The following is a 23098-nucleotide window of genomic DNA, read 5'->3' as shown; positions in this document are numbered from 1 at the left end:
GGGAGTGGGTTAGGTGTCCGACGTACAGCGACTCAAGGAACAGCTGCACCAGGTCTCGATGGAGGCCAAGCAGGCAGCGGGGGGCCTGGCCGGGTTCAAGCTACGGTTCACCCAGCACAGTCAGCTGGTGGAGAGCCTGATCGCCGGTACGGCGACCGGCGTCGACCGGGACATCACGGAGATCCTGGACGCGGCCGGCAAAGCGGTCGAACAGGCCGCCGAGGCGCTGGAGATCGCGTCGGCCGGATGCAAGAGCTACGCCGACCAGATCTGACCGGTCGTGCCGTCTGAGCTGCAACGGGTCGCTCGGGGCCTGGTGGATTGCCTCGACGAGGTGCCTGCCGTGGTCGCCCATCTGCAACGCACCGCCGCCCGCTGCCGCGAGAACGCCCAGGTTGCGCTGTTGGCCTCCCAGGGCCGGGCGACCGCCGCCGCTCAGCAACTGGACGCGGCCGCCCGCGCCTGCGAGGCCGCCGCCCACTACCTCTCCCTGGCCCCGCCGAAGGCCCGGGCCTGGGCCGAACACCTCATCGGCGACGGCTTCACCACCAGCCGCCCGTCAGCCAACTCCGCCGACCGCAACAAGACCACCGGCGGCACCGGCGGCACCGGCGACATCGCCGAACGAGACTCCCAAGGCCGCACCAAACGCCTCACGGCCACCTTCGAAGACCTCGAGGTTGCCGAAGACAACGAACCGCCTCTCATCACGGTCGCCCGCAAGGCCTTCGAGAAGTTCCGCAAACGTCATGAGAAGGACGAGGACGAACGCGACCTCCCCGAGGACCCGCTGGAGATCGAGATCACCGTCGCCGAAACCGGCGAGCCGCAGATCGACGAGCGCGACGAAAAGGAAGAGGAGAAGCGCGAAGAGCGCCTCCTCCAAGGCTTCGAAATCACCGTAGACCTCGCTGAACCCATAAAGAACCTCCTGGCCGCCATGGCCGGATCCGCTGGCCGGAAGTGGCAACACGCCACCCTCACCATCACCACAGACCGCGTAGAAGCCACCTTCGACTACCCCGACGACAAGCACCCGATCGTGGTCGACATCGAACTGCCGGAGGTCGACGAGCCGGCCTTCGACCCCGCCTTCGATCAGCGCCCGCTGACGGTGGACTTCGCGCCTCTCGTGTTCGATCCGCACAATTCGTTCAATCCGAAGGAGCGGCTGATCGCGGACCGGCTCGCCGGGGAAGGATGGCGCGTCGACGCCAGGCCGCCGGACCACACCCGGGACAAGGTGAAGAATCCGGATGTCATGGTGCGCAAGGGCAGGCACGATTCGGGCGTGATCATCGAGTTCAAGACCCCGCAGAGTGGTAGCTCCAATGCGATCAAGCGGAACATCCACGAGGCCAGCGAGCAGGCTGGGGAGCTGGGCGAGATTCTGATCGACGGTCGACCGGTGCGGCTGTCCGAGGACGTTGCCTGGCGGTCATTCCGGAGGGCGTGCGGCCAGCCAGGTTCGACGGTCGCACGCGTTGTTCATGTCATTCTCGGTGACGGGCGTTTGGTCACCTACACAAAGGAGCAGTGATGTCCACCAGCGACACCATCTTCCTGGCCTCGCGTGAGCCCCTTGACAGAACGGCCGGCTGGTTGGCGGATGTCCTGGGACTGGAACGGCTGGATGATCCGGAGTTGAAGGAGAACGAGCACTTCTTCCGGGGGCGTGCACGGACCGCCGACGGGAACGTACTGCTCGTGGTCGGGCCGAACATTTATGGCGAAGTCGATCCGGAGCCCGAAGACGTCTCGGCGATCGACCATTACACAGGTGTGGTCGACGTACGCCTCTCGGGCCGGAAGAACGAAGAGGCACAGGCCCGGGAAGCCCGTGCCGTGTTCGATGAGCTAGCTGCGACCCGGCCCGACGTGGCCCTGGTCCTGGACCACGCGATGTCCTGGATCGTGGCGGCGTACTTGCCCGGTGCCGGGACCTACGCTTTCCCGCCTCGCACCTCCCTCGACGCCGACGCCATCGACACCTGGCGCCCTTGGGTCGTCACCTGAGGCCGAGCGGCTGATGTCGGTCGCCTGACCTCCCGATGCTGCTTGTGCACAACCCCGACATCCCTGAGCAGAAAATTTCTGCGGAATCGCGTCATGAAGTGGGGAGGAGGCCGTCACTACCTGTGAACGCATTCTCACAGGGAAGTGGATGTGATTGACGTGAAGGGTTGTTCTTCGAGGTTGCTGATGGGAACTGCACCGATCCAGGCCCGGAGCGTTGGCTGCCGGGCGAGCGGCTCTGGGAGGTAGCGCCGAAATGAGTCCTCGTCGCTTCCGGCTGATCCGCCATCATGACGTCTCCGGTGTCAGTGGCACCGGTCCGGTCGCCGAGGGCGTGCAGTTCACCGACGGGGCGGTCGCGCTCCGCTGGTACGGCGACTATCCGACCACGACCGTCTGGGACGGGATCGAGTCCGTCGTCGCCATCCATGGTCACGGCGGAGCCACCGAGGTCGAGTGGATCGACCCGGACCCAGGCCCCGATCCCGACCTGAAACTGCCACCCCGCGAAGTCCTCCCACCCCGACCGTGGCCGGATCTGCACTCCGCCACCGAGCCACAGGATCCCGACCCCCTGCACAGCGATCGTGAACTCGGTTCGTACGGCGGTGCGCCGCCGGCCGGGTCGTCGTCGTACCGGGTGTTCCGCTGAGCCGGCCCGGGTCCGGCGCCGCGGACCCGGACTGATCGTGAGCGGGCCGGTGCCGAACCTCCCGCACGGTGCCGCCCACCCACTGACCTCGGGCGAAGGCCGTGTCTGACGGTCCCGCGCCTACTGCGCGGCACTCGGCACGGCACCTCGCCGCACTGGCGCAAAGGCCACGATGCTCCGCATCGAGACCTTCGCTCCAGCACGCCGATGCACCATGCCGAGCACCTGCTCGCTACGGCGTGGGACCATCAGACACGGCCAGTCGTATCGCGAGTCCGGCTCGGCCCGAGCCCGCCCTGGGGTCAGCTGTACTCCATGGTCTGGACCAGATCGAGGTTGTAGAACGCGCCCGGTCCGTCGCACAGTTCCATCATCTTGGCCGAGAACTCGGTCGTGTCGGCCCGCTGCGAGTTCGCCATCGCCTCTTCGTACGAGCTGAACTCGACGATGGCGAAGTAGCGCCCCGGCTCGTCCCGGTCGGCGCAGGTGATCCCGCGGACGGGGGCGGGACCGTCGCCCTCGGCTGCCCGGTTCTTGCTGAACTGTTCCATCAGCGCCGCGATCTCGTCCGGCTTCGACGTCCGGTACTCGATGATCTGAACGAAACCAGCCATTTCTCCCCCTTGTCCATGGCACCAATTCTGAGGTGCCTCCTGCTGCCGACACTGCGCCCGGATCGCCCGCGCCGCAAGGGGTCGACGCTTACGGTGACGTGACGCTGGCGCGAGATCACGGCGCGTCGATTCTGCCGTCCGCAGAGGTGGCTGGGTTTTGTCCGCCGGGCCTGATTGGCTTGCCTGCATGGAGATTCTGATCCTCGGTGGGACAGCATGGCTCGGTCGCGAGATCGCTACGCAGGCGTTGGCGCGCGGGCATTCCGTCACCTGCGTGGCCCGTGGTGAGAGTGGCGCGATCGCGGACGGCGCCACGCTGATCGCCACCGATCGCAGCCGTCCGGATGCGTACGACGCTGTGCCCGAGCAGGACTGGGACGCGGTGTTCGAGGTGTCCTGGCAGCCGGGGTTCGTGCGCGGCGCGCTGGCGGCCTTCGGTGCGCGGGCCAAGCATTGGACGTACGTGTCGTCGGGCAACGCGTACGAGAAGTTCGACACGCCGGGTGCCGACGAGTCCGCCGTACTGCGGGAGCCGACGGAGCTGGACGTGGCCGAGCGGGAGCAGTACGGGGAGGCGAAAGTTGCGAGCGAACTGGCCTCGCGGGAGGTTGTCGGGGACCGGCTGGTGATCGCGCGGGCCGGGCTGATCGGTGGGCCGGGGGACACGAGCGATCGGGCCGGGGCGTGGGTGGCGCGCGCGGCCCGGGCGCCGGAGGAGCCGCTGCTCGTGCCGGACACGCCTGACCTGCCGACGTCCGTGATCGACGTCCGCGATCTCGCCGCCTGGTTGCTGGACTGCGCGACCGAAGGGCGGACCGGGACGTTCAACGCCGTCGGCCCGGTCGTGCCGTTCGGGGAGTGGATCGAGCTCGTGCGCGAAGTGGGCGGCCACACCGGACCGGTCGTGCTCGCACCGCAGACGTGGTTGGAGGAGCAGAAGGTCGAGCAGTACATGGGTCCGGATTCGTTGGCGATGTGGCTGACCGAGCCCGGGTATGAGGGCTGGTCGAACCGCAGCGGCGCGGCGGCGCTCGCGGCCGGGCTCACGCATCGCTCGCGGCGGGACTTCCTCGTGGACACGCTGGCCTGGGAGCGGGAGCTCGGTCTGGACCGGGGGCGCCGCGCCGGCCTGAGCCCTGCGAAGGAGAAGGAGTTGATCGAGTCGCTGCCGGAGTAGACAGTGGGCGGATGCGGTTGGTGCTGATCTCGGACACTCATCTGCCGGGGCGGGCGAAGAAGCTGCCTGAGCCGGTCTGGGAAGCGGTCGAGCGCGCCGACGTGGTCATCCATGCCGGGGACTGGGTGAGCGTCGCGTTGCTGGACGAGTTGGAGTCTCGTGCGGCCCGGTTGGTCGGGTGCTGGGGCAACAACGACGGCCCGGAGTTGCGGGCGCGGTTGCCGGAGGTCGCGCGGGTGACGCTCGACGGGTTGTCGGTCGCGGTCGTGCACGAGACCGGGCCGGCCAAGGGACGCGAGGAGCGCTGCGAGAAGGACTATCCGGGCGTGGATCTCCTGGTGTTCGGCCACAGTCACATCCCGTGGGACACGACGGCTCCCGGTGGATTGCGGCTACTGAACCCTGGGTCGCCGACGGATCGGCGCCGGCAGCCGTACTGCACCTACCAGACGGCGACGATCACCGCCGGCAGCCTGAAAGAAGTTGCTCTTCACAACCTTTGAGATGGTTGCGGCCGACAACGACTCTCGGCCGGCCGTGCGGGAGCATACGCCGTACCACCGAGTTACGGCGTACCCGCACGACCGGCCGAGCGTCGTGCCTGAGTCAGGCGTTCGCTGCTTCCTTGGCTCGGGTCTTGAGCCGGTCGCGCACCTCTTCCGGCGTGTAGGCGCGACGCTTCCGCTCGCCTCGCGCGACCACCACGCCCGTCGCGGCCACGCCGACGAGCCCCGCAAGTCCTACCACCTTCCATACCTTCATGCGGTCTAACCTAGCGATGTGGACAGCCGGATTGCACTGGATGACGCTACGGAACTGACACGAACAGGTGACATTTGGCTGTTCCGTGGTGACAAAGCCGCCGACCGCGCCATCCAGCTGACGACGAACAGCCCGATCAACCACGTCGGCATGGCGATCGTGATCGAGGATCTGCCGCCGCTGATGTGGCACGCCGAGCTGGGTCGGTCACTGCCGGACGTGTGGAGCGGCACGCACCACCGCGGTGTGCAATTGCACGACCTGCGGGACGCGGTCCTGGTGTGGGCGCGCAAGTACGGCCAGCGGGCCTGGCTGCGGCAGCTCGAGCACCCCGTCACGCGGGAGATGGAGGACGCCGTACTGCGGACTGTCGCCCGGCTGGACGGTACGCCGTTCCCGTCGACGGCTCGCCTGGCGACCAGGTGGGTGCGGGGCCGGGTGCCGGCGTTCCGGCGCGGATCGCGGGAGCTCGAGCTGGAGTCGGCGTACTGCGCCGAGGTGGTGGCGGTGACGTACGAGGAGATGGGGTTGCTGTCCGGGCGGCGGCCCAACTGGTACGACCCGGGACGCTTCTGGAGCGGAGACGAACTCGAGTTGGCCGATGGCGCCCGGCTGGGCGACGAGATCGCGGTGGAGATCCCCGACGAATGAGGTCGGGTCGCTGACGCCGATTCCGGATCGGACGGAAACTGTCGGTGACGTGTGATTGGGTTGTTCCAGTCGGTCATCGAGCCGGAGGAGGCCCGCGGATGTATGCCGTCATCGACACCGAGACGACCGGCCTGCTGCCGAGTCATCGGCATCGGGTGATCGAGGTCGCCGTCGTGCTGCTGGACGCCCGCGGGCAGGTCGAGCACGAATGGGTGACGCTGCTGAACCCGCAGCGCGATCTCGGTCCGCAGCACATTCACGGGATCCTGACCGCCGATGTGCTCGCCGCGCCGGAGTTCGCGGATGTCGCGCGGCCGTTGGGTGAGCTGCTGGCGGGCCGGATGGTTGTCGGGCACAACGTCGAGTTCGATCTCGGGTTTCTGCGGGCGGAGTTCGCCCGGCTGGGTGTCGCCGTACCGCTGATCACCGAGCGGTCGATGTGCACGATGGCGTTGGCCGGTTATCTCTACCCGGGCGCGAAGCGGACGCTCGGTGCGTGTTGTGCGGCGGCGGGCATCTCGATCGAGGGGTGGCACTCGGCGCTGGCCGACACGCGGGCCACGGCCGAGCTGTTCGGCCGGTATCTGAACGCCTTTCCGTCACCGCCGCCGTGGCAGTGGGCTTATGAGGAAGTCAGTCGATTGCGGTGGCCGGCGTTGCCCTCGAGCAACGTCGCGCCGACCGTGCGGCCGGTGCATGCCGGCGGGCGGCATGGCTGGATGAGCAGGCTCGTCGATCAGTTGCCGCGCGTCCCCGAGCCGCCGCAGGCCGACTCGTATCTCGCGCTGCTCGACATGATCCTCGCCAATCGGGAGATCACCGCGGCGGATGCGGATCAGCTCGTCCAGGTCGCGACCGACCTCGGCCTGACGCGTTCGCAGGTGCACGACTTACATCAGTACTACGTCTCGGCGCTGGCGGAGGCGTCGTGGGGCGGAGGCGAGATCACCGCGCATCAGCGGAGCGATCTCGACCAGGTGGCGGTGATGCTCGGGCGCCGGGCTTCCGATGTGGACGAGGCGCTGGTGCGGGCGAGCGACGGGCGGTACGCCGTACCGGCGCGTCCTGGGGCGAGGGGCTTCCCACGGGGGAGCACGATGGTCTTCACTGGCGACATGGTCGAGCCACGCGAGGTTTGGTGGGACCGGGCGGTGGCGGCCGGGTTCGTGCCGCAGGAGGTGGTTCGCCCGGACACGACGTTCGTCGTAGCCGCCGATGTGGACAGCCTGTCAGTGAAGGCACGCGCCGCCCGTGAGCTGAACATCCCGATCATCTCTGCAGAAGACTTCCGCCGCTTCCTGCCCGTCCAAACCGAACGCAAGGCCGGCTAGCGTCCACCGGCAACCGGGCAGCGCGACCGCTGATGCGGCCCGTTAGGGTGCTCGGGTGGAGCTTGCGGAGTTGGGACGGCGGATTTACGCGGCTGCTCATCTGACCGGGGAGTTCGTGTTGCGGTCGGGGCAGACGACCAGCGAGTACTTCGACAAGTACCGGTTCGAGGCGGATCCGGTGTTGCTGGATGCTGTGGCCGAGGCGATGGTGCCGCTGGTGCCGGCTGACACCGAGGTGCTGGCGGGGTTGGAGATGGGCGGGATCCCGGTCGTGACCGCGCTCGGCCGGCACACCGGGTTGCCGTGCGCTTTCGTCCGCAAGCAGGCCAAGCCCTACGGGACGCGCCGCCTGGCCGAGGGCGCCGAGACCGCGGGCCGGCGGGTCACGATCATCGAGGACGTCGTCACCACCGGCGGCCAGATCGTGCTCTCCGCCAACGACCTCCGCGCTCTGGGCGCTCACATCACCGATGCCCTGTGCGTCATCAACCGCAACTCGACCACCCCGGCCCCGCTGACCGAAGCGGGCCTGACGCTGACCGCGCTGCTCACCCCAGAACACCTCGGCTAGCGCCGGCGCCACTCCTGCGGCGTCATGCCGTACGCCTGGCGGAACCGGCGGGTGAAGTGCGCGGCGTCGAGGAACCCCCAGCCGGCAGCGATCGAGGCGATGGGGCGGCGCCTGCTCGCCGGTTCGGCGAGCTGGCGAGCGGCGCCCTTGAGGCGCTCGCTGATCAGCCACTGCTCGAGGCTGAGGTGGTGCTCGGCGAACAGCCTGTAGAGGTAGCGGAGCGAGATGTTGTGCTCCGCCGCGATGCGGGTGGGGCTGAGCCCTGGATCGGCGAGACGGCGGCGCGCGTACCAGGTGATGCGAGCGAACAGTACGTCGCTCATCGCCGGCGGCTGGGTGTCGCGAGCCGCGGCCGAGGTCAGCAGGGCGCGGACGAGTTGCGTGGTGGCCGTGCCGACCAGGTCGGCCGACGGTGTTCCGTGCAACGACTCGAGGATGCTCGGCAGCACCGTGAGATGGTGCAGCACGAGGTCGTAGAGCGGGCTGCTGGGCAAGCGTTGAGCGGCCGCGCGGACCGATTCGACACTCAGCCCGAGGTCGGCGTAGTCGATCTGGAAGGCCTGCGACGCACCATGCTCACTCCAGGCGAAGTCGTACGGCGCGGTCAGATCGACCAGCATCAGGTCGCCGGTGCGGACGCGCTGATCGACGTCACCCTGGCTGAAGACGCCAGACCCGATCACCTGCACGGCGAGGGCCAGGCGCTCCGGGCCTCCGATCCGGACGTGCTTCGGCGTCCGGACCAGGCGCATCCCGGATCCCTCGTTGCGGAACAGGTCCGGCGTGCCGAGTTGCCAGAAGTCCATCCTGGCGTGCACATCGCCGTGTGGATCCTCGTGCTCGACACGGGCCGGCACACTCGCCGACATCATCGCGGCGTAGAACGCTTCGGGCCGGTCCCGCCGTGGTAGCGCGGCGGTGTCGAGCAACACGGCCATGCCCACCCCCTAGACCCTGGAGTCTGGTGGGCGAACTGTGCAGACACAGCCCAGATCCGTGCAGGCACATCCTACGGAGCGCGCCGTACGGACAGCTACGGTTTCGGCCAACATCCCCGACGGAAGGGACGCGATCATGCCTGCTGACACCGTCGTACTGGTGCACGGATTCTGGGTGACGCCGCGGAGCTGGGAGCACTGGATCACCCACTACGAAGCGCGCGGGTTCCGGGTGCTGGCGCCGGGCTACCCGGGGTTCGAGGTCGAGGTGGAGGCACTCAACGCGGACCCGGACCCGATTCGGAAAGTGACCGTGCCGGCGATCATCGAGCACCTGGAGTCGGTGATCCGCGAACTGGACACGCCGCCGATCATCATCGGGCACTCGGCCGGCGGGGCGTTCACGCAGATCCTGCTCGACCACGGCTTCGGAGCCGCCGGGGTGGCGCTGAACTCGGCGCCCACCGAGGGCGTCCGGGTGGTGCCGTTCTCGCAGGTGAAGTCGACGTTCCCGGTGCTGAGGAGCCCGGCGAACCGGCACAAGGCGATCCCGCTGTCGTACGACGAGTGGAAGTACGCGTTCACGAACACGTTCGGCGAGGAGGAGGCGCGGGCGCTGTACGAGCGCTACGCGATCCCCGCGAACGGCGGGATCCTGTGGGGGAGCGTGCTGTCGAACTTCCAGCCCGGTCACCAGGACACCTGGGTCGACTACCACAACGACGCGCGCGCGCCGCTGCTGTTCGTGTCCGGCTCCGAGGACCACATCATGCCGCCGGAGATCCAGCGCTCCAACGCCAAGCATTACAAGTCGCAGACCATCACCGAGATCCGCGAGTACGACGGGTACGCGCATCTGCTGCCGGCCCAGGCTGGGTGGGAGAAGATCGCGGACGAGGTGCTGGACTGGGCAGTGAAGCATTCGTGAGCCAGGCGCGCATCACCCACATCGGCGGCCCGACGACGCTGATCGAGGTCGACGGGTGGCGGCTGCTCACCGACCCGACCTTCGACCCGCCGGGGCGGCACTACAGCTTCGGCTGGGGTTCGGGCTCACGCAAACTGACCGGGCCGGCGATCGCGGTCGACGAGCTGCCGCCGATCGACGCCGTACTGCTGACGCACGACCACCACGCCGACAATCTGGACGACACCGGCCGGGCTCTCCTGCCCAGGGCGGGCGCCGTGGTCACCACCGCGGCTGGTGCTTCGCGGCTCGGCGGCGCGACGATCGGCCTGGTGCCGTGGTCGGTTCACACGCTGCGGGAGCCTGGACGGCCACCGCTCGAGATCACCGCGACGCCGTGTCGCCACGGGCCGCCGTTCAGCCGCCGGATCACCGGCGACGTGATCGGCTTCGCCTTGCGCTGGCCGGGGCAGGAACACGGCGCGCTGTGGATCTCCGGGGACTCTGTGCTGTACGACGGAATCCGGCAGGTCGGCGGCCGATGCGAGGTCGGCACTGTACTGCTGCACCTCGGCGCCGTGCAGTTCGGCATCAGCGGGCCGGTTCGGTACACGATGACCGGTCGCGACGGCGTGGAGCTGTGTTCGCTGCTGCGGCCGCGCACGATCGTCCCGGTCCACTACGAGGGCTGGAGTCACTTCCGGCAAGGCCGCGCCGGCATCGAGTCGGCGTTCTCGTCGGCGCAGGCGGACCTCACCTGGCTGGAGATCGGGACGCCAGGAACCCTGCAGGTCTAGGGACCTGCGGCGTCACTCGTTGTCGTCGGTTTCGCGTTCGATCTCGAAGCGGAGTTGCTTGCCGGAGCGGATGCGTTCGATGGCGGAGAGGCAGGCTTCTTCGCTCATGTCGACGCCGATCTCGGCGAGTTTGTGGCGCAGCACGCGAGCGGCGTCCTCGGCCGACCGGGCACTGGTCTCGTTGATCGCCTCGATCGTGGTCGCGGTGAGCATCTCGCGGATGTCCGGGTGAACCTTGTGGATCTCGTGCGTGATTCTGAACTCGGTCATCGCGACTCGCTCTCTCGTTCGCCCCCGCGGGCCGGTTTTACTCGACACCAGAGTAGTGTCCCGGCGCCGGTCAGGCGCGCTAAGCGAGCACGCGATTTACGAAACCTTCAAGGCGTGTCGCGAGCCGCTCGGCCCGCACCTCGGGGCCGGCGGTTTCGCCTTGTGGTACGTCGAGTTCGCGCAGGCCGCGGACGTAGAGCGAACAGGCCAGGTCCGCACAGATGTACGTACCGACCGTGTTGCCCGCCCGGCCGGCCGTGCCGGCCCGGCGGGCGGCGAACAGGGCGACGTCGGTGAGGTGGTGTGCGGTGTTGCACAGGTCGCACAGCCCGGCGCCGCGCCGCGCCGCACCCGAGGCCTGGGTGTTCACTGCGATGCCGGTCACGCCGGCCTCGCGCCGGACCACCAGATAACCGCGGTTGGGCGCCTTCGGGTCGCGCCAGCCGAGGTAGTCCAGCGACTCCCAGGGGAGTTCGGTGAACCGGGACGGCAGCGTCATCGCCTTGATCTGGCTCTTGGACGAGTTGACGAACGAGCGCCTGATCTCGTCGGCGCTGAGCGGTTCCACGACGGTCCCTCCGATCTTTCGACCACCTATGAGACCCGGTACCGTCGTACGCCCGCAACCGAATAACCCGTTGCTGCAGGCAACGGTCGGCTCCCGGCGCGGCCCGCGGTCCGGGTCCGCGGCCCGGACACGCCCTACCCGGGGTAGACATCTGGGTGCGATAGGTGAAAGCTGGACGGTGAAAACTTCAACTACTCTCCTTGGAGGATTCCGGTATGTCCAACGAGTACGCCGCCCTGTCCGGTGACTACACGATCGACACGGCGCACAGCCGGGTCGGCTTCGTCGCCCGGCACGCGATGGTGACGAAGGTGCGGGGGTCGTTCGACGAGTTCGAGGGCTCGATCCACATCGACGGGGAGACCCCGGAGAAGTCGTCCGGGAAGGTGACGATCCAGGCCAAGAGCATCAACACGCGGAACAGCCAGCGCGACGACCACCTGCGCAGCAACGACTTCCTGGACATGGACAACCAGCCCGAGATCACGTTCGCGTCCACCGGCATCCGGCAGACCGGTGACGCGGAGTTCGTGGTGTCCGGGGACCTGTCCATCCGTGGTGTCACGAAGCCGGTCGAGATCGCGTTCGAGTACACCGGCACGGCGACCGACCCGTTCGGCAACGAGCGCGTCGGCCTCGAGGGCTCCGTGGTGATCAACCGCAAGGACTTCGGCGTCAGCTGGAACGCGGCGCTCGAGGGCGGCGGCGTCCTGGTCAGCGAGAAGGTCACCCTGGAGATCGAGGTCTCCGCGATCAAGAACGGCTGAACCGGCGACAGATCCCGCGCCCGCCCGCCGGCGGCCGCGGGATCTTTTCGTCCACCAGCAAGCCCAGCCGTCAGTGGTACGCCGGGTTTGTGGCAGTGCGATCACGATCGGGTGTGGTGGGGATTCCGGGGGAGTGACCTGGGCAGACTCGGGGTGAGTGCCGGCTAGGTCGAGGGGTCCGCCGATGATCGACACGAGACTGAGGCGTTGGTTGCGTCCGTTGTTCGGGCGCCGCCGCGACGGTCGGCGTACGCCGGAGCTGTTCCGGCCGCGCGGGACGAGTTCGCGGGTCAGCCGGCTGGCAGCCCGGTACGACGCCGACGTGGACGCGGCGCTGCAGCGGCTGTGGCCGAAGGTGCGGATCTACCACGATCGTGAGTTCACCCGGGACCGGGCCGATTTCCTGCTGGTCGTGCGCGGGCGCGGGGTGATGGTCGAGACCAAGGTGAAGAGCGATCCCGGAGTGTTCCGGGGGTCGACGTTGCCGCCGCTGCTGGATCGCTTGGAGCGGGACGGCCGGCGGCTGGTCGTCGTACTCAATCAAGGCGATCCGACGCCGGCCCGCGAACTGATAGCGAGCAGGCTCGGTGACAAGGGCTGCGTGGTCGTGTGGTCGGGTCCTGAGCACGACGCCGAGTTGCGTGGTGCGGTCGAGGGACTACTGCAGCAGATGGTCCGCCACCGCTGACGGACGCAGCAGTGCGGAGAGCTGAACTCTCTGCGCTGCGGGGCTCCGGTCGCGAGGTGTGCCGGCTGGCAGCGATCCGGAGACGATGTGCGGCCCGCGGGAGTCAGCAGGCGTTGGGGGTGGTCGTGCCGCCGTCGACGACCCACCGGCCCTGCAGTGGCTGGACGCGCATCTGGTCCAGCCAGCGCGTCGGCGTGGAGGCCGGCAGGACCGCGCGGCCGTTCGCGTCGACGGTTCGGGCTGCGGTGGTGTCGTAGCAGGCGCTGACGATGACGCCGTTCGACGCCAGGGTGCGTTTGGCCCACAGGACTGTGGTGATGCCGGTGTTGTGGAGCCTCTTGGTGCGGTAGTACTTCGCCTGGACGCTGATCGCCTGGAACACCCTCGCCGTCATCACCGGCGCGAGCTGCTTGGTCTTGCCGCCGCCGCTGCGCATCATCTGATCCAGCGCGACCCGGTAGTCGTAGTACGCGCGGACGACCGGGTCATCCGCGCCGGCCAGGTCCGTCTGCCCGGCCACCTCGTCGGTGAGGGCATGCTTGGACGCCTTCTTGGCGCCGGGGGCCGAGGCGGCGGCGCCGGACGCGGTGTCGGTGCCGCAGCCGGCGAGCATCAAAACCGGGATCAGCGTGGCGGTCACCGCCAGGTTTCGACTGCGCATGGTGTCCGAACCTCCTGTTGGACGCGGCATCGCCGCTCGCGCCGTCGGGCACCCCCGTTGTGCACTGGGAGCCGTGCACGCCATCCGGCACTGACCGTGTAACGTCAAAATTCGGATCGTGGTCACTGTGACCTGGATCACAATCGACCCCTACCGGGGTACTGCCCGCGACCTGGCTCCCTGGCCGGATGTGCCGGGCGCCGCTGATTCCTAGCCTCGATCTCAGGACTTGAGAGCCGAGGAGAGATCATGACGGACACGCTGCACACCGGCCGGACCACACCGGATCGACCGCTATCCGGGCAGCCGGGTGCGCGCCGGCTACGGCGTCTGGCCAGGTCGATCGCGTACGACGTACTGCTGGTGCCGGTCGGCGTACGGACGATGGCCGACGCGGTGCTCGGCGAGGCGAGGACAGCAGTTCGGCGTTGGCGGAGGTTGGGCCGGCTGCTGAGCCAGGAGTCGGCGGCTGGAGCGTCGCCGGTTGGAGTGGGACGGGTGTTCGGGTACGGGCTGCTCAGTTCGGTGCTGGGGCTGATGAGCTGGTTTCTGCTGATGCTCGCGGTGACGGCGGTGGTGCGCGGGCCGTTCTACGGGTTCGTGGAGGACGGGCCGTTCGGGCCCGGGACGTGGGGCGGGCCGACGAAGGCGGGGGCCTGGGCGGTGCACGCGGCGGTATCGCTGCCGGCGATCGTGGTGTTCCTGCTCGCGTTGCGCGGGATCGCGTGGCTTCAGGCGGCGCTGGTTCGGGGGCTCGACGAGACGACGACCCGACGGTGGGTGCTCCCGGCAACTATCGCTCTGACGGCCGGAGGACTCCTGTTCTTCTGGTCCTGGCTGCAGCAGCTGTGAACTAGGGTCCAACCGTGACAGGTGAGCTGGGGATGCCGAACCGGTGGCCGCGTGGGCGGTGGGCGTGGGTCGCCGGGCTCGGCGTCGCGGCGTTGCTGGTGCTGACAGTCATGGATCTGAGTCAGCACTACTACGTGTCGCTTGGTGCAGTACTGGCGCTGGCGATGGCGCGAGCGCTCAGCCTGGGCCTGGCCTGGCTGCGGCCACGGGCGGCGCTGGTCGTATCGCTTGCGACCACGGCGATCACGGCGGCGGTGACGACACCGGTCAGCACGGACGAGCCGTGGCCGTGGGGGACCACCGCGGCGTTCGGGCAGTCGTTCGTCCTGGCGATCGTCGGTGCGCGCGGACTCGGACGTCGTGAGCTGGTGGGCTGGTGGGCCGCCACCCAGGTCGTCGGCCTGGTGGCCACGGTCCTCGCACCCGACCGAGGCGGCTGGGCCGGCTTGGTCGCCATGGCGGTGATGTCCGCGATCGCGGTCGTCGTCGGCGATCTGATCCACTCGCGATCGGAGACGAACCGGCAGCTGGCCAAGCAGGAGAACATCAGCCGGACCGAGCGAGCCGAGCGGTCGCGGCTGCAGGAGCGGGCCAGGATCGCCCGCGAGTTGCATGACGTCGTCGCGCATCACCTGTCGGTCGTGGTAGTCCGTGCGGACAGTGCACCGCATCGGTTGCCTGACATGCGGGACGACGTACGCGCGGAGTTCGCCGACATCGCCGATGCGGCGCGGGCGTCGCTGACGGAGATGCGACAGGTGTTGCGACTGTTGCGAGAGCCGGTGGAGCACCCGCCGCTGGGGGAGTTGGGACCGCAGCCGGGGCTGGATCAGGTGGCGGAGCTGGTCGCGAGTACGCGGCGGGCCGGAGCGGATGTGCGGTTGGAAGCAGAGGTTCCGACCGGACTCGATCCCGCGGTCGAGTTGACGGCGTACCGGGTCGTGCAGGAGGCGCTGAGCAACGCTGTCCGGCACGCGCCGGGATCTGTTGTGCGAGTGGATGTTCAGCGGGTCGGCGATGCCCTCGAGGTCAAGGTGACCAACGGGATGGCGCGCGAAGCGGTGCCGGCCGGTCAGGAGAGCGGGCACGGGTTGGTGGGGATGCGCGAGCGGGTTGCGCTCGTGGAGGGGACGGTGAACGCCGGTCCGACCCCCGAAGGCGGTTATCTGGTGGCGGTGTCGATACCGATCGGGACGGAGGTGGCGAGTGGCGATCACGGTGCTGGTGGTTGACGACCAGGAGATGGTGCGGGCCGGGTTCAGCGCGTTGCTGAACGCGCAGGCCGATCTCGAGGTCGTCGGACAGGCCGGCGACGGCGCCGAAGCGGTTGAACTGGCGGCCGAACTGCATCCGGACGTGATCCTGATGGACGTGCGGATGCCGGTCATGGACGGCCTCGCCGCGACCCGCCGGATCCTCGCGACCGCAGCGTCCGGGGACTCGCCGCGCGTCGTCATGCTCACGACCTTCGACCTCGACGACTACGTGTACGCCGCACTCCGGGCCGGCGCGAGCGGCTTCCTGCTGAAGCACTCGACCCCCGACGAGCTGGCGGCGGCGGTCCGGATCGTCGCCGCCGGCGATGCGCTGCTGGCGCCCTCGGTCACGCGCCGGCTGGTCGAGGATTTCGCCCGCGCACAACCCGTCGTACCGATCACGCCGGTCCACCTCACACCGCGCGAGACCGACGTACTGCGGCTGGTCGCGAGGGGACTGTCGAACCGGCAGATCGCGGCCGAGCTCGTGCTGGCGGAGCAGACGGTGAAGACGCATGTCAGCAACATCCTGACCAAACTCGATCTGCGCGATCGTGCCCAGGCAGTGGTCTACGCCTACGAAGCGGGCGTCGTCGTCCCGGGTCCGCGACACTAGAGCGATGGACGTTCTGGAACGCGTGCGCGGCCTGTGCCTGGGGATGCCCGAGGCGACCGAGCGGCCGAGTCACGGCGAGCCGACCTGGTTCGTGCGCGACAAGAAGGTGTTCGTGATGTACGCCGATCAGCACCATGACGACCGGGTCGCGGTCTGGATGGCGGCGCCGCCCGGTGTCCAGGAGTCGCTGGTCGCGGCTGATCCCGAGCACTTCTTCCGGCCGCCGTACGTCGGTCATCGCGGCTGGCTCGGCGTCTACCTGGACGTCGAGGTCGACTGGGACCACTTCGAGGACCTGGTCGAGGGCGCGTACCGGCAGATCGCCCCCAAGACCCTGATCGCCCGTCTGGACGAGCCCTAGGCGGGTCAGTCGTTCAGCGGGACCGAGGTCTGTGGCAGGCGGGGCAGCTCCAGACTCCAGCCTGGCGCGTAGTCGGGTCGCTCCCAGTCCCACGCCCGGATCTGGGCGGCACTGCGGCGCCCGAAGATCGCCCGGAACAGCTCGTACGACGACGTCCGCACGACAGCTGCCGGACCGCCGGAGCCGGCCGAGTACGTGCCGTCCGGAGTGATGACCGTCAGTGGTCCGGGGGAGTCCAGCATCCAGTCGAGGGTGGCACTCCAGACCTCGGCCGGTGGACGCCCACTTCCGATCGCACCATGCAGATCCGCCTCGTGCGCGCTCGCGTCGACGTACGGATTGCAGACGAGCGGATGAGACGTCGTGCCGCTGACCACCAGCCGCTCGAGCGCAGGCCCCGCAGTGGCCCATTCGTCCAGGACGGCGTCGATCGGCAGATTGCGCCGGAATTCCACTTGGACCGCCGTCCAGGGCGGTCGTGGCGCACCGGCGAGGTTGCCCGCCACGAAGTCCGCCGAGACGCCCACCAGGTGGGAGACGAGGTTGTGCACACTCCACTGCGGGCAAGCGGGTACCTGCCGATCGAGATCGGCGGGGGCGAGGCCGCGGACCGCGGCCGTCACTCGTTCCCGGCTCGCGTGGTACAGCTCCGCGCTGGTTTTCGCGTCCATCACGCTTTCATTGGACCGGTAGGGTGACGCGGTGGGCAAGGGTGAAGCTGGACCGGTCGGGCAGAGATTGGCGATCACGCTGGCGTTCGGCAGTTCGGCCGCCGTGATGGTGCTGGAGCTCGTCTCGTTGCGGCTGGTGGCGCCGTACATCGGGCTGACGCTGGAGACGAACACAGCGGTCATCGGAGTCGCACTGGCCGCCATCGCGACCGGAGCCGCCCTCGGCGGACGGTTCGCGGACATGGTTTCGCCGAGCCGGACTCTGGGTCCATTGATCCTCTTCGCCGGCGCGCTGGTGATGCTGATCCTCCCCGTCGTCCGCTGGACCGGTGAGGCGCTCCGGCAAGACGCCAGCAACTATGTGTTCCTGGTGCTCGCGGTGACCCTGTTCGCACCGGCCGCATTGCTCGCGGCTGTGACGCCGATGGTGACGAAGCTGCGGCTGGCGAGTCTGGCTCAGACCGGCACCGTGGTCGGCCGGCTGTCCGCCTATGCGACTGTCGGTGGGATCGTGGGCACGGTGCTGACCGGGTTCGTGTTCGTGGCGAAGACCCCGATCAGCACGATCGTGCTCAGCCTCGGTGGGCTGCTGGTCGTCGCCGGAGCCGCGTTGACCGTCGTACTGCGAGGTGCTCGAGCAGCTGTGAAGCCGGTGGCGCTCGCACTGGTCGGTGCCACGCTGACTCTGGTCGCACCACGACCCTGTGAGGTCGAGACGGCGTACCACTGCGCCCGGGTCGTTGCGGACCCCAATCGTGAGGGCGGACGGACGCTGTACCTGGACCAGCTCAGGCACTCGTACGTCGACCTGAACGACCCGACCTATCTGGAGTTCGACTACATCAAGAACTTCGCTGCCGCGATCAACGGCAACTGGCCGGCCAAACAACCGCTGGACGCGCTGCATGTGGGCGGTGGCGGGCTGACCATGCCGCGGTACCTGACCGCGACCCGTCCGGACACCAAGAATCAGGTGTACGAGATCGACGGCGCAGTGGTCGAGCTGGACAAGAAAGAGCTCGGAGTGCGGACCGGACCGGATCTCTCGGTCACTGTCCGGGACGGCCGGCTCGGAGTCCGGGACGAGGCGACGGACAGCAAGGACCTCGTCATCATGGACGCCTTCAGTGGACTGTCCGTCCCTTGGCATCTGACCACGCGTGAGCTGGTCGCGGACGTCAAGCGGGTGCTGCGGCCGGACGGCGTCTACCTGGTCAATGTGATCGATCACGGGAAGGCCCTGTTCGCCAAGTCCGAGGTCAAGACACTGCAGGCGGAGTTCGCGCATGTGGCCGTGATCGCCACGACAGACGAGTTCGCCGGGCGGACCGGCGGCAACTTCGTGCTGCTGGCTGCGGACCGGCCGATCGACGTCGCCGCGATCGAGGCCGGCGTCGGACCGGGCATGGAGGTGCGGGACCAACTGACGGATTTCGTCGGCGACGCACCGGTGCTCACCGATGACTACGCCCCCGTCGATCAACTCCTCACGCCCTACGCGAGCTGAGACACGGCTCCGGGGAGTTGTGATCTGACGCCGGGGCTTGTTGCATGAGGTCATGGACCCACGCGCAGGCCAGCCCGCTCAGCCCGAGGACCTCGTCGACATCGCCGCGTTGCTCAAGGCGTACGACGACATCACCCCGGACGTGCAGAACCCAGCTCAGAAGGTCGTCTTCGGTACGTCGGGACACCGCGGCTCGAGCCTGGACGGTGCCTTCAACGAGGCACACATCCTGGCCATCACCCAGGCCATCTGCGAGTACCGGGCCGGTGAAGGGACCACTGGTCCGCTCCTGGTCGGCCGGGACAGCCATGGCCTCTCTGAGCCGGCCTGGCGCACGGTGCTCGAAGTACTCGCGGGCAACGACGTGCAGACCCTGGTCGACAGCGCGGACCGGCTCACGCCGACCCCTGCCGTGTCACACGCGATCCTGCGGCTCAACCGCGGTGCCGGCGCCGGTGCGGACGGCATCGTCATCACTCCGTCGCACAACCCGCCCCGCGACGGCGGCATCAAGTACAACCCGCCGCATGGCGGCCCGGCGGACTCGGACGCGACCGGCTGGATCGCGGCCCGGGCCAACGAGCTGATCGCCGGCGGCAACCGGGAGGTACGGCGCAAGCCGTTCGAGCAGGCCCGTCAGCACGCGGGGGAGTACGACTTCGTCGGCCACTACGTCGACGACCTGCCCTCCGTGCTCAACCTGGACGCGATCCGCACCGCCGGCGTGCACATCGGGGCGGACCCGCTCGGTGGGGCGAGCGTGGACTACTGGGCGGCGATCGCCGAGCGGCACCAGCTCGACCTGACGGTCGTGAACCCGAGAATCGACCCGACCTGGTCGTTCATGACGCTGGACCACGACGGCAAGATCCGGATGGACTGCTCCTCGCCGTACGCGATGGCCTCGCTGGTGGCTCAGCGAGACAAGTACGACGTGGCCACCGGGAACGACGCCGACGCGGACCGGCACGGCATCGTCACCCCGGACGCCGGCCTGATGAACCCGAACCACTACCTGGCCGTCGCCATCTCCTACCTGTTCGCCAACCGGCAGTGGGGTCCGGACGTGGCGGTCGGCAAGACGCTGGTGTCGTCGTCACTGATCGACCGCGTGGTCGCGGACCTGGGCCGACGACTGTGGGAGGTCCCGGTCGGCTTCAAGTGGTTCGTACCCGGGCTGATCGACGGCTCGGTCGGCTTCGGCGGTGAGGAGTCGGCCGGAGCGAGCTTCCTGCGCTTCGACGGCACGGTGTGGACCACGGACAAGGACGGGATCCTGCTGGCGTTGCTGGCGAGTGAGATCACCGCGGTGACCGGTGAGACGCCGTCACAGGCCCACGCCAAGCTGATCGAGCGGTTCGGTGCATCGGCGTACTCGCGGGTGGACGCGCCCGCCACGCGTGAGGAGAAGGCCAAACTGGCGGCCTTGTCTGCGGACGCGGTCACAGCGACGGAGCTGGCCGGTGAGCCGATCGTGGACCGGCTGACGAGTGCACCGGGCAACGGGGCGCCGATCGGTGGGCTGAAGGTCACCACCGAGTCGGCCTGGTTCGCGGCGCGCCCGTCCGGCACCGAGGACCTCTACAAGATCTACGGCGAGTCCTTCAAAGGCGCCGACCACCTGGAGCAGGTCTTCGAGCAGGCCCGCGAGGTGGTGTCGGCAGCCCTCGCTTAGCGCACGAAGGCGTCGAGCAACCGATCTAGATCCGCGGCGGGGTCGTTGGTGAGCCCGCTGTGGATCGGTCCGGGGTGTACGACGGTACTGCGGGGCGCGGCGAGCCAGCGGAAGCGCTCACCGATCCGGGTGGCCGCGGCAGGCCCACCGTCCGGGTCACCGGCGCAGATCGCGCGGATCTGCTCGAGTGACGCGCAGACCACGTCCACGTCGACCGCAGGGTCCAGAGCCTTCAATCGCGACGGCTCCACGTCCCAGGCCGCGCCCAGGAAGTCCATTGCGCGGCAGTAGAGCACCGCACCCACGTTGACGAACTCACCACGCTGGATCCGCGGCGCCGCCCGCAGGATCACATAGTCGAAGGGGACGAGGTCAGTGCTCATCGTGTACCTCCTGGCAGCCAAGCGGACCGGTCGTCCAGGCGGGCGGTCAGATGGCCGAGATATCTCTCGCGGTCACCGTCATCGATCCACTCGTCGGGCACGAGCCCGATCACCTCGGTCAGCAACGCCGGCGTGATCGCGGCTGCCAGCTCCGCATCCACCGCCGGTACGCCGGGTGCCGCGATGGAGAACACGTGGTCCGAGGCGTCGTACGGGAGGCCGGCGAACTTCTCCGCGGACATCCAGGAGTGGTGGAAGTACAACGCGGCTCCGTGGTCGATCAGCCAGAGGTTCTTGTGCCAGACCAGCATGTTCGTGTTCCGCCAGGACCGGTCGACGTTGGCGACGAACGCGTCCAGCCAGAGGATCCGGGCCATCCCGTCGTCGCCGGGGTTGCCGGCCGAGCCGTCGTACCCGAAGGAGCCCGGCAGGAAGTCGACGGCGAGGTTCAGGCCGGCGCTGCGGATCAGCAGTTCCTGGATCTCGAAGTCCGGCTCGGACTTGCCGATCGCGGGGTCGAGCTGGATCAGTTTCAGCTCCGGGACGCGCAGGCCGAGGCGGCGGAACAGCTCGCCGACGATCACTTCGGCGACCAGCGCCTTCGGGCCCTGCCCGGCGCCGTGGAACTTGATCACGTAGGTGCCGAGATCGTTGCCTTCGACAACACCAGGGAGCGAACCGCCCTCGCGCAACGGCAGCACGTAGCGGGTCGCGGTGACGATCGGCAGACTCACGCCGCAGAGCCTAGCCGCCGCCGGTTTCGTCCCGGGTACCGGCCGAGGGTGAGGCATCCTTCGTTCGGAGTCGAGGAAGAGCTGTTGCTGGTGTCCGCCACCGGTGATCCGCTCCCACGCAGCACAGCGGTCGTGGCGGACCTGGAGGACGTCGAGCTCGAGCTGACGCGAGCCATGGTCGAGATCAACACTCCGGTCTGTGACACGTCGACCGAGCTCCGTGTGCACCTGACAGAGATGCGCTCCAAGCTCGCCAAGGCCGCCGCCGAGGAGGGCGCTCGGCTGCTGGCGATCGGGGTACTTCCGCACGGGGAGGCGGCTCAGCCGATCACGAAGAAGCCCCGCTACCAGGAGCTGGCCGAGAAGTGGGGGCTGCTGGCGCGCGAGCAGAGTGTCTGTGGTTGTCATGTGCATGTCGACGTCCCTGACCGGGACGGAGCCACCAGGGTCAGCAACCACCTGCGGCCGTGGCTGCCGGCACTCCTCGCACTCACCGCGAACTCACCGATCTATCTGCAACAGGACACCGGCTTCGCGAGTTGGCGCTGGTTGATGACGACACGCTGGCCATGTGCCGGCCCACCGCCGTACCTGGAGTCGGTCGAGCACTATGACGCGCTGGTGGCGATGCACCTGGCGGCAGGCACGTTCATCGACGAACGGATGGTCTATTGGGATATCCGGCCGTCCACGCATCTGCCGACAGTCGAGGTCCGGGTCAGCGACGTCCCACTCACCATTGACGAGACGGTGCTGCTGGCCACGCTGATCCGTGCGCTGGTGATGACTGCGCTGGACGACGGCGGCCGGGGCCCGAAGCTCGAGCCGGAGGTACTGCGGGCCGCCTACTGGCTGGCGGCGCGCGATGGACTCACCGGTGGCGGGTTGGATGTGCGCGGCGGCGAGCCACTGCCCATGGCCCAGGTCGTCGAGCGACTGCGACGGCACGTGGAGCCTGCGCTTCAGCAGCTCGACGCGGTGGACCTGGTGAACGACGGCATCCAGCGCGCACTGGTGGACGGGAACGGCGCAGTCAAACAACGCAAGGCCTTCCGTGAGGGCAAGGACGTCCTCGCCCTCACGGAAGTCACGCCTTAATTCCGCAAGAAGTCCTCGAGTCCGTGCAGGTCGTCGGTGTTGATGTAGTCGACGCCGGCCGCGGACAGCTCGCCCCACAGTGCTTCGCGGGCGGCACCTGGCGTGTCTGGGGTCTCCCAGAAGCGCACCCGGTAGCCGGCGTGGTGCGCGGTCTCCACGATGTCGTGCAGCTTGGTCTTCTCGGCCTCCGGCATCGGGCCGACGCCGTTCCAGGTGAAGACGTTCGTCCAGTTGTCACTCACCAGCGGCATCAGCGACGCCGGCATCCCCGACTGCAGATCGCCGAGGCGGCCGTCGTACCCGGCGTAGCGGACCTTCTGCGCCTTCAGTACGTCGAGCGGCCGGTTGCCGCTGATCACCGACGTCACCGCGCCCTCGAGCACCCGCCCGTTCATGAAGACCGTGCTGATCCCGCGGTACTTCTGCAGTGCCTCGTCGACAGCGGCGTACGTCGACGGCCCGTCGCTCTTGATGTCGATCAGCAACTGGAAGTCGCGACCGTGCTGGTACACCTGCCCGTGGTTCTCCCGAACCCGGTCGGCCAGCGGCTTCAGGTACAGGCTCTCCAGAGTCCG

At 68.5% G+C, this 23098-nt stretch carries 30 protein-coding genes; 20 read left to right on the top strand and 10 right to left on the bottom strand.

The window, feature by feature from the left end; genetic code table 11:
- Positions 1–13 precede the first annotated feature (13 nt).
- From OG555_RS40725 to OG555_RS40710, 4 genes are all read left to right on the top strand, one after another.
- A complete protein-coding gene (locus OG555_RS40725; protein ID WP_328519649.1) occupies positions 14–274 on the top strand; it encodes a hypothetical protein in 261 nt (86 codons plus the stop codon).
- 69 nt (positions 275–343) lie between these two features.
- Positions 344–1540 (top strand): hypothetical protein, encoded by a 1197-nt coding sequence (locus OG555_RS40720; protein ID WP_329479198.1) that lies wholly within the window; start codon positions 344–346, stop codon positions 1538–1540.
- Entirely contained in the window at positions 1540–2016 is a 477-nt protein-coding gene (locus OG555_RS40715) for a hypothetical protein (protein WP_329479197.1), read from the top strand. The genes OG555_RS40720 and OG555_RS40715 overlap by 1 nt, the downstream gene beginning before the upstream one ends.
- Before the next feature lie 256 nt (positions 2017–2272).
- Complete coding sequence (locus OG555_RS40710) at positions 2273–2668, top strand: hypothetical protein (RefSeq protein WP_329479196.1); 396 nt, start codon at positions 2273–2275, stop codon at positions 2666–2668.
- A gap of 302 nt (positions 2669–2970) precedes the next feature.
- Here OG555_RS40710 and OG555_RS40705 read toward each other — a convergent pair whose 3' ends face one another.
- Positions 2971–3282: a hypothetical protein gene (locus tag OG555_RS40705; RefSeq protein WP_329479195.1), complete on the bottom strand. Its 312-nt coding sequence runs from the start codon at positions 3280–3282 to the stop codon at positions 2971–2973.
- Between the two features lie 187 nt (positions 3283–3469).
- Here OG555_RS40705 and OG555_RS40700 point away from each other — a divergent pair, with 187 nt between their 5' ends.
- A complete protein-coding gene (locus OG555_RS40700) occupies positions 3470–4459 on the top strand; it encodes an NAD-dependent epimerase/dehydratase family protein (RefSeq protein WP_329479194.1) in 990 nt (329 codons plus the stop codon).
- 11 nt (positions 4460–4470) lie between these two features.
- Positions 4471–4962 (top strand): metallophosphoesterase family protein, encoded by a 492-nt coding sequence (locus OG555_RS40695; RefSeq protein ID WP_329479193.1) that lies wholly within the window; start codon positions 4471–4473, stop codon positions 4960–4962.
- 103 nt (positions 4963–5065) lie between these two features.
- Here the strand turns inward: OG555_RS40695 and OG555_RS40690 are convergent, their stop codons facing one another.
- On the bottom strand, positions 5066–5221 hold the full coding sequence (locus tag OG555_RS40690) for a hypothetical protein (protein ID WP_328519657.1): 156 nt from the start codon (positions 5219–5221) through the stop codon (positions 5066–5068).
- Between the two features lie 18 nt (positions 5222–5239).
- Here OG555_RS40690 and OG555_RS40685 point away from each other — a divergent pair, with 18 nt between their 5' ends.
- The 3 genes from OG555_RS40685 (at position 5240) to OG555_RS40675 (ending at position 7774) form a co-directional block, all read left to right on the top strand.
- A complete protein-coding gene (locus tag OG555_RS40685; protein WP_329479192.1) occupies positions 5240–5872 on the top strand; it encodes a hypothetical protein in 633 nt (210 codons plus the stop codon).
- A 98-nt stretch (positions 5873–5970) separates the two neighbouring features.
- Complete coding sequence (locus OG555_RS40680; protein ID WP_329479191.1) at positions 5971–7203, top strand: exonuclease domain-containing protein; 1233 nt, start codon at positions 5971–5973, stop codon at positions 7201–7203.
- Between the two features lie 55 nt (positions 7204–7258).
- Positions 7259–7774, top strand: coding sequence for an orotate phosphoribosyltransferase (locus OG555_RS40675; protein ID WP_329479190.1), 516 nt, complete (start codon positions 7259–7261; stop codon positions 7772–7774).
- Here OG555_RS40675 and OG555_RS40670 read toward each other — a convergent pair.
- Positions 7771–8712, bottom strand: coding sequence for a helix-turn-helix domain-containing protein (locus OG555_RS40670; protein ID WP_329479189.1), 942 nt, complete (start codon positions 8710–8712; stop codon positions 7771–7773). The genes OG555_RS40675 and OG555_RS40670 overlap by 4 nt on opposite strands.
- A 136-nt stretch (positions 8713–8848) precedes the next feature.
- Here OG555_RS40670 and OG555_RS40665 point away from each other — a divergent pair, with 136 nt between their 5' ends.
- Positions 8849–9640: an alpha/beta hydrolase gene (locus OG555_RS40665; RefSeq protein ID WP_329479188.1), complete on the top strand. Its 792-nt coding sequence runs from the start codon at positions 8849–8851 to the stop codon at positions 9638–9640.
- Positions 9637–10416 (top strand): MBL fold metallo-hydrolase, encoded by a 780-nt coding sequence (locus tag OG555_RS40660; RefSeq protein ID WP_329479187.1) that lies wholly within the window; start codon positions 9637–9639, stop codon positions 10414–10416. The genes OG555_RS40665 and OG555_RS40660 overlap by 4 nt, the downstream gene beginning before the upstream one ends.
- Positions 10417–10428: 12 nt before the next feature.
- Here OG555_RS40660 and OG555_RS40655 read toward each other — a convergent pair whose 3' ends face one another.
- Entirely contained in the window at positions 10429–10686 is a 258-nt protein-coding gene (locus OG555_RS40655; RefSeq protein ID WP_329479186.1) for a hypothetical protein, read from the bottom strand.
- A gap of 79 nt (positions 10687–10765) precedes the next feature.
- The gene (locus tag OG555_RS40650; protein WP_329479185.1) at positions 10766–11254 is read right to left on the bottom strand and encodes an FBP domain-containing protein; all 489 of its coding nucleotides are present in this window, start codon (positions 11252–11254) and stop codon (positions 10766–10768) included.
- A gap of 215 nt (positions 11255–11469) precedes the next feature.
- Here OG555_RS40650 and OG555_RS40645 point away from each other — a divergent pair, with 215 nt between their 5' ends.
- On the top strand, positions 11470–12021 hold the full coding sequence (locus OG555_RS40645; RefSeq protein WP_329479184.1) for a YceI family protein: 552 nt from the start codon (positions 11470–11472) through the stop codon (positions 12019–12021).
- 184 nt (positions 12022–12205) lie between these two features.
- A complete protein-coding gene (locus OG555_RS40640; RefSeq protein ID WP_329479183.1) occupies positions 12206–12709 on the top strand; it encodes a hypothetical protein in 504 nt (167 codons plus the stop codon).
- Between the two features lie 103 nt (positions 12710–12812).
- Here OG555_RS40640 and OG555_RS40635 read toward each other — a convergent pair whose 3' ends face one another.
- On the bottom strand, positions 12813–13370 hold the full coding sequence (locus OG555_RS40635; protein ID WP_329479182.1) for a hypothetical protein: 558 nt from the start codon (positions 13368–13370) through the stop codon (positions 12813–12815).
- A 249-nt stretch (positions 13371–13619) separates the two neighbouring features.
- On the opposite strand from OG555_RS40635, the gene OG555_RS40630 reads away from it, so the two are divergent.
- The 4 genes from OG555_RS40630 to OG555_RS40615 are packed head-to-tail and all read left to right on the top strand — an operon-like array spanning position 13620 to position 16455.
- A complete protein-coding gene (locus OG555_RS40630; protein WP_329479181.1) occupies positions 13620–14222 on the top strand; it encodes a hypothetical protein in 603 nt (200 codons plus the stop codon).
- 14 nt (positions 14223–14236) lie between these two features.
- Positions 14237–15454, top strand: a complete 1218-nt coding sequence (locus tag OG555_RS40625; protein WP_329479180.1) for a sensor histidine kinase — start codon at positions 14237–14239, stop codon at positions 15452–15454.
- Positions 15429–16094, top strand: a complete 666-nt coding sequence (locus tag OG555_RS40620; protein ID WP_329479179.1) for a response regulator transcription factor — start codon at positions 15429–15431, stop codon at positions 16092–16094. Before OG555_RS40625 ends, OG555_RS40620 begins: the two co-directional genes overlap by 26 nt.
- A gap of 4 nt (positions 16095–16098) precedes the next feature.
- Positions 16099–16455: an MmcQ/YjbR family DNA-binding protein gene (locus tag OG555_RS40615; RefSeq protein WP_329479178.1), complete on the top strand. Its 357-nt coding sequence runs from the start codon at positions 16099–16101 to the stop codon at positions 16453–16455.
- Positions 16456–16460: 5 nt separating this feature from the next.
- Here OG555_RS40615 and OG555_RS40610 read toward each other — a convergent pair whose 3' ends face one another.
- Positions 16461–17126 (bottom strand): maleylpyruvate isomerase family mycothiol-dependent enzyme, encoded by a 666-nt coding sequence (locus OG555_RS40610; protein WP_329479177.1) that lies wholly within the window; start codon positions 17124–17126, stop codon positions 16461–16463.
- Positions 17127–17157: 31 nt separating this feature from the next.
- Here OG555_RS40610 and OG555_RS40605 point away from each other — a divergent pair, with 31 nt between their 5' ends.
- On the top strand, positions 17158–18633 hold the full coding sequence (locus OG555_RS40605; protein WP_329479175.1) for a fused MFS/spermidine synthase: 1476 nt from the start codon (positions 17158–17160) through the stop codon (positions 18631–18633).
- Between the two features lie 52 nt (positions 18634–18685).
- The gene (pgm, locus tag OG555_RS40600) at positions 18686–20308 is read left to right on the top strand and encodes a phosphoglucomutase (alpha-D-glucose-1,6-bisphosphate-dependent) (RefSeq protein ID WP_329479173.1); all 1623 of its coding nucleotides are present in this window, start codon (positions 18686–18688) and stop codon (positions 20306–20308) included.
- Here pgm and OG555_RS40595 read toward each other — a convergent pair.
- Entirely contained in the window at positions 20305–20691 is a 387-nt protein-coding gene (locus OG555_RS40595; RefSeq protein ID WP_328519675.1) for a DUF3037 domain-containing protein, read from the bottom strand. The genes pgm and OG555_RS40595 overlap by 4 nt on opposite strands.
- Positions 20688–21425 (bottom strand): HipA family kinase, encoded by a 738-nt coding sequence (locus OG555_RS40590; RefSeq protein ID WP_329479171.1) that lies wholly within the window; start codon positions 21423–21425, stop codon positions 20688–20690. The genes OG555_RS40595 and OG555_RS40590 overlap by 4 nt, the downstream gene beginning before the upstream one ends.
- A gap of 48 nt (positions 21426–21473) precedes the next feature.
- Between OG555_RS40590 and OG555_RS40585 the strand changes: the two genes are divergently transcribed.
- Positions 21474–22523, top strand: a complete 1050-nt coding sequence (locus tag OG555_RS40585; protein ID WP_329479169.1) for a carboxylate-amine ligase — start codon at positions 21474–21476, stop codon at positions 22521–22523.
- Here OG555_RS40585 and OG555_RS40580 read toward each other — a convergent pair.
- A complete protein-coding gene (locus tag OG555_RS40580; protein WP_329479167.1) occupies positions 22520–23035 on the bottom strand; it encodes a hypothetical protein in 516 nt (171 codons plus the stop codon). The genes OG555_RS40585 and OG555_RS40580 overlap by 4 nt on opposite strands.
- Between the last annotated feature and the right edge of the window lie 63 nt (positions 23036–23098).

The sequence above is a fragment of the Kribbella sp. NBC_01484 genome (genome assembly GCF_036227145.1).
GTDB lineage: Bacteria > Actinomycetota > Actinomycetes > Propionibacteriales > Kribbellaceae > Kribbella.
This window is presented reverse-complemented; position numbering and strand designations above follow the sequence as displayed.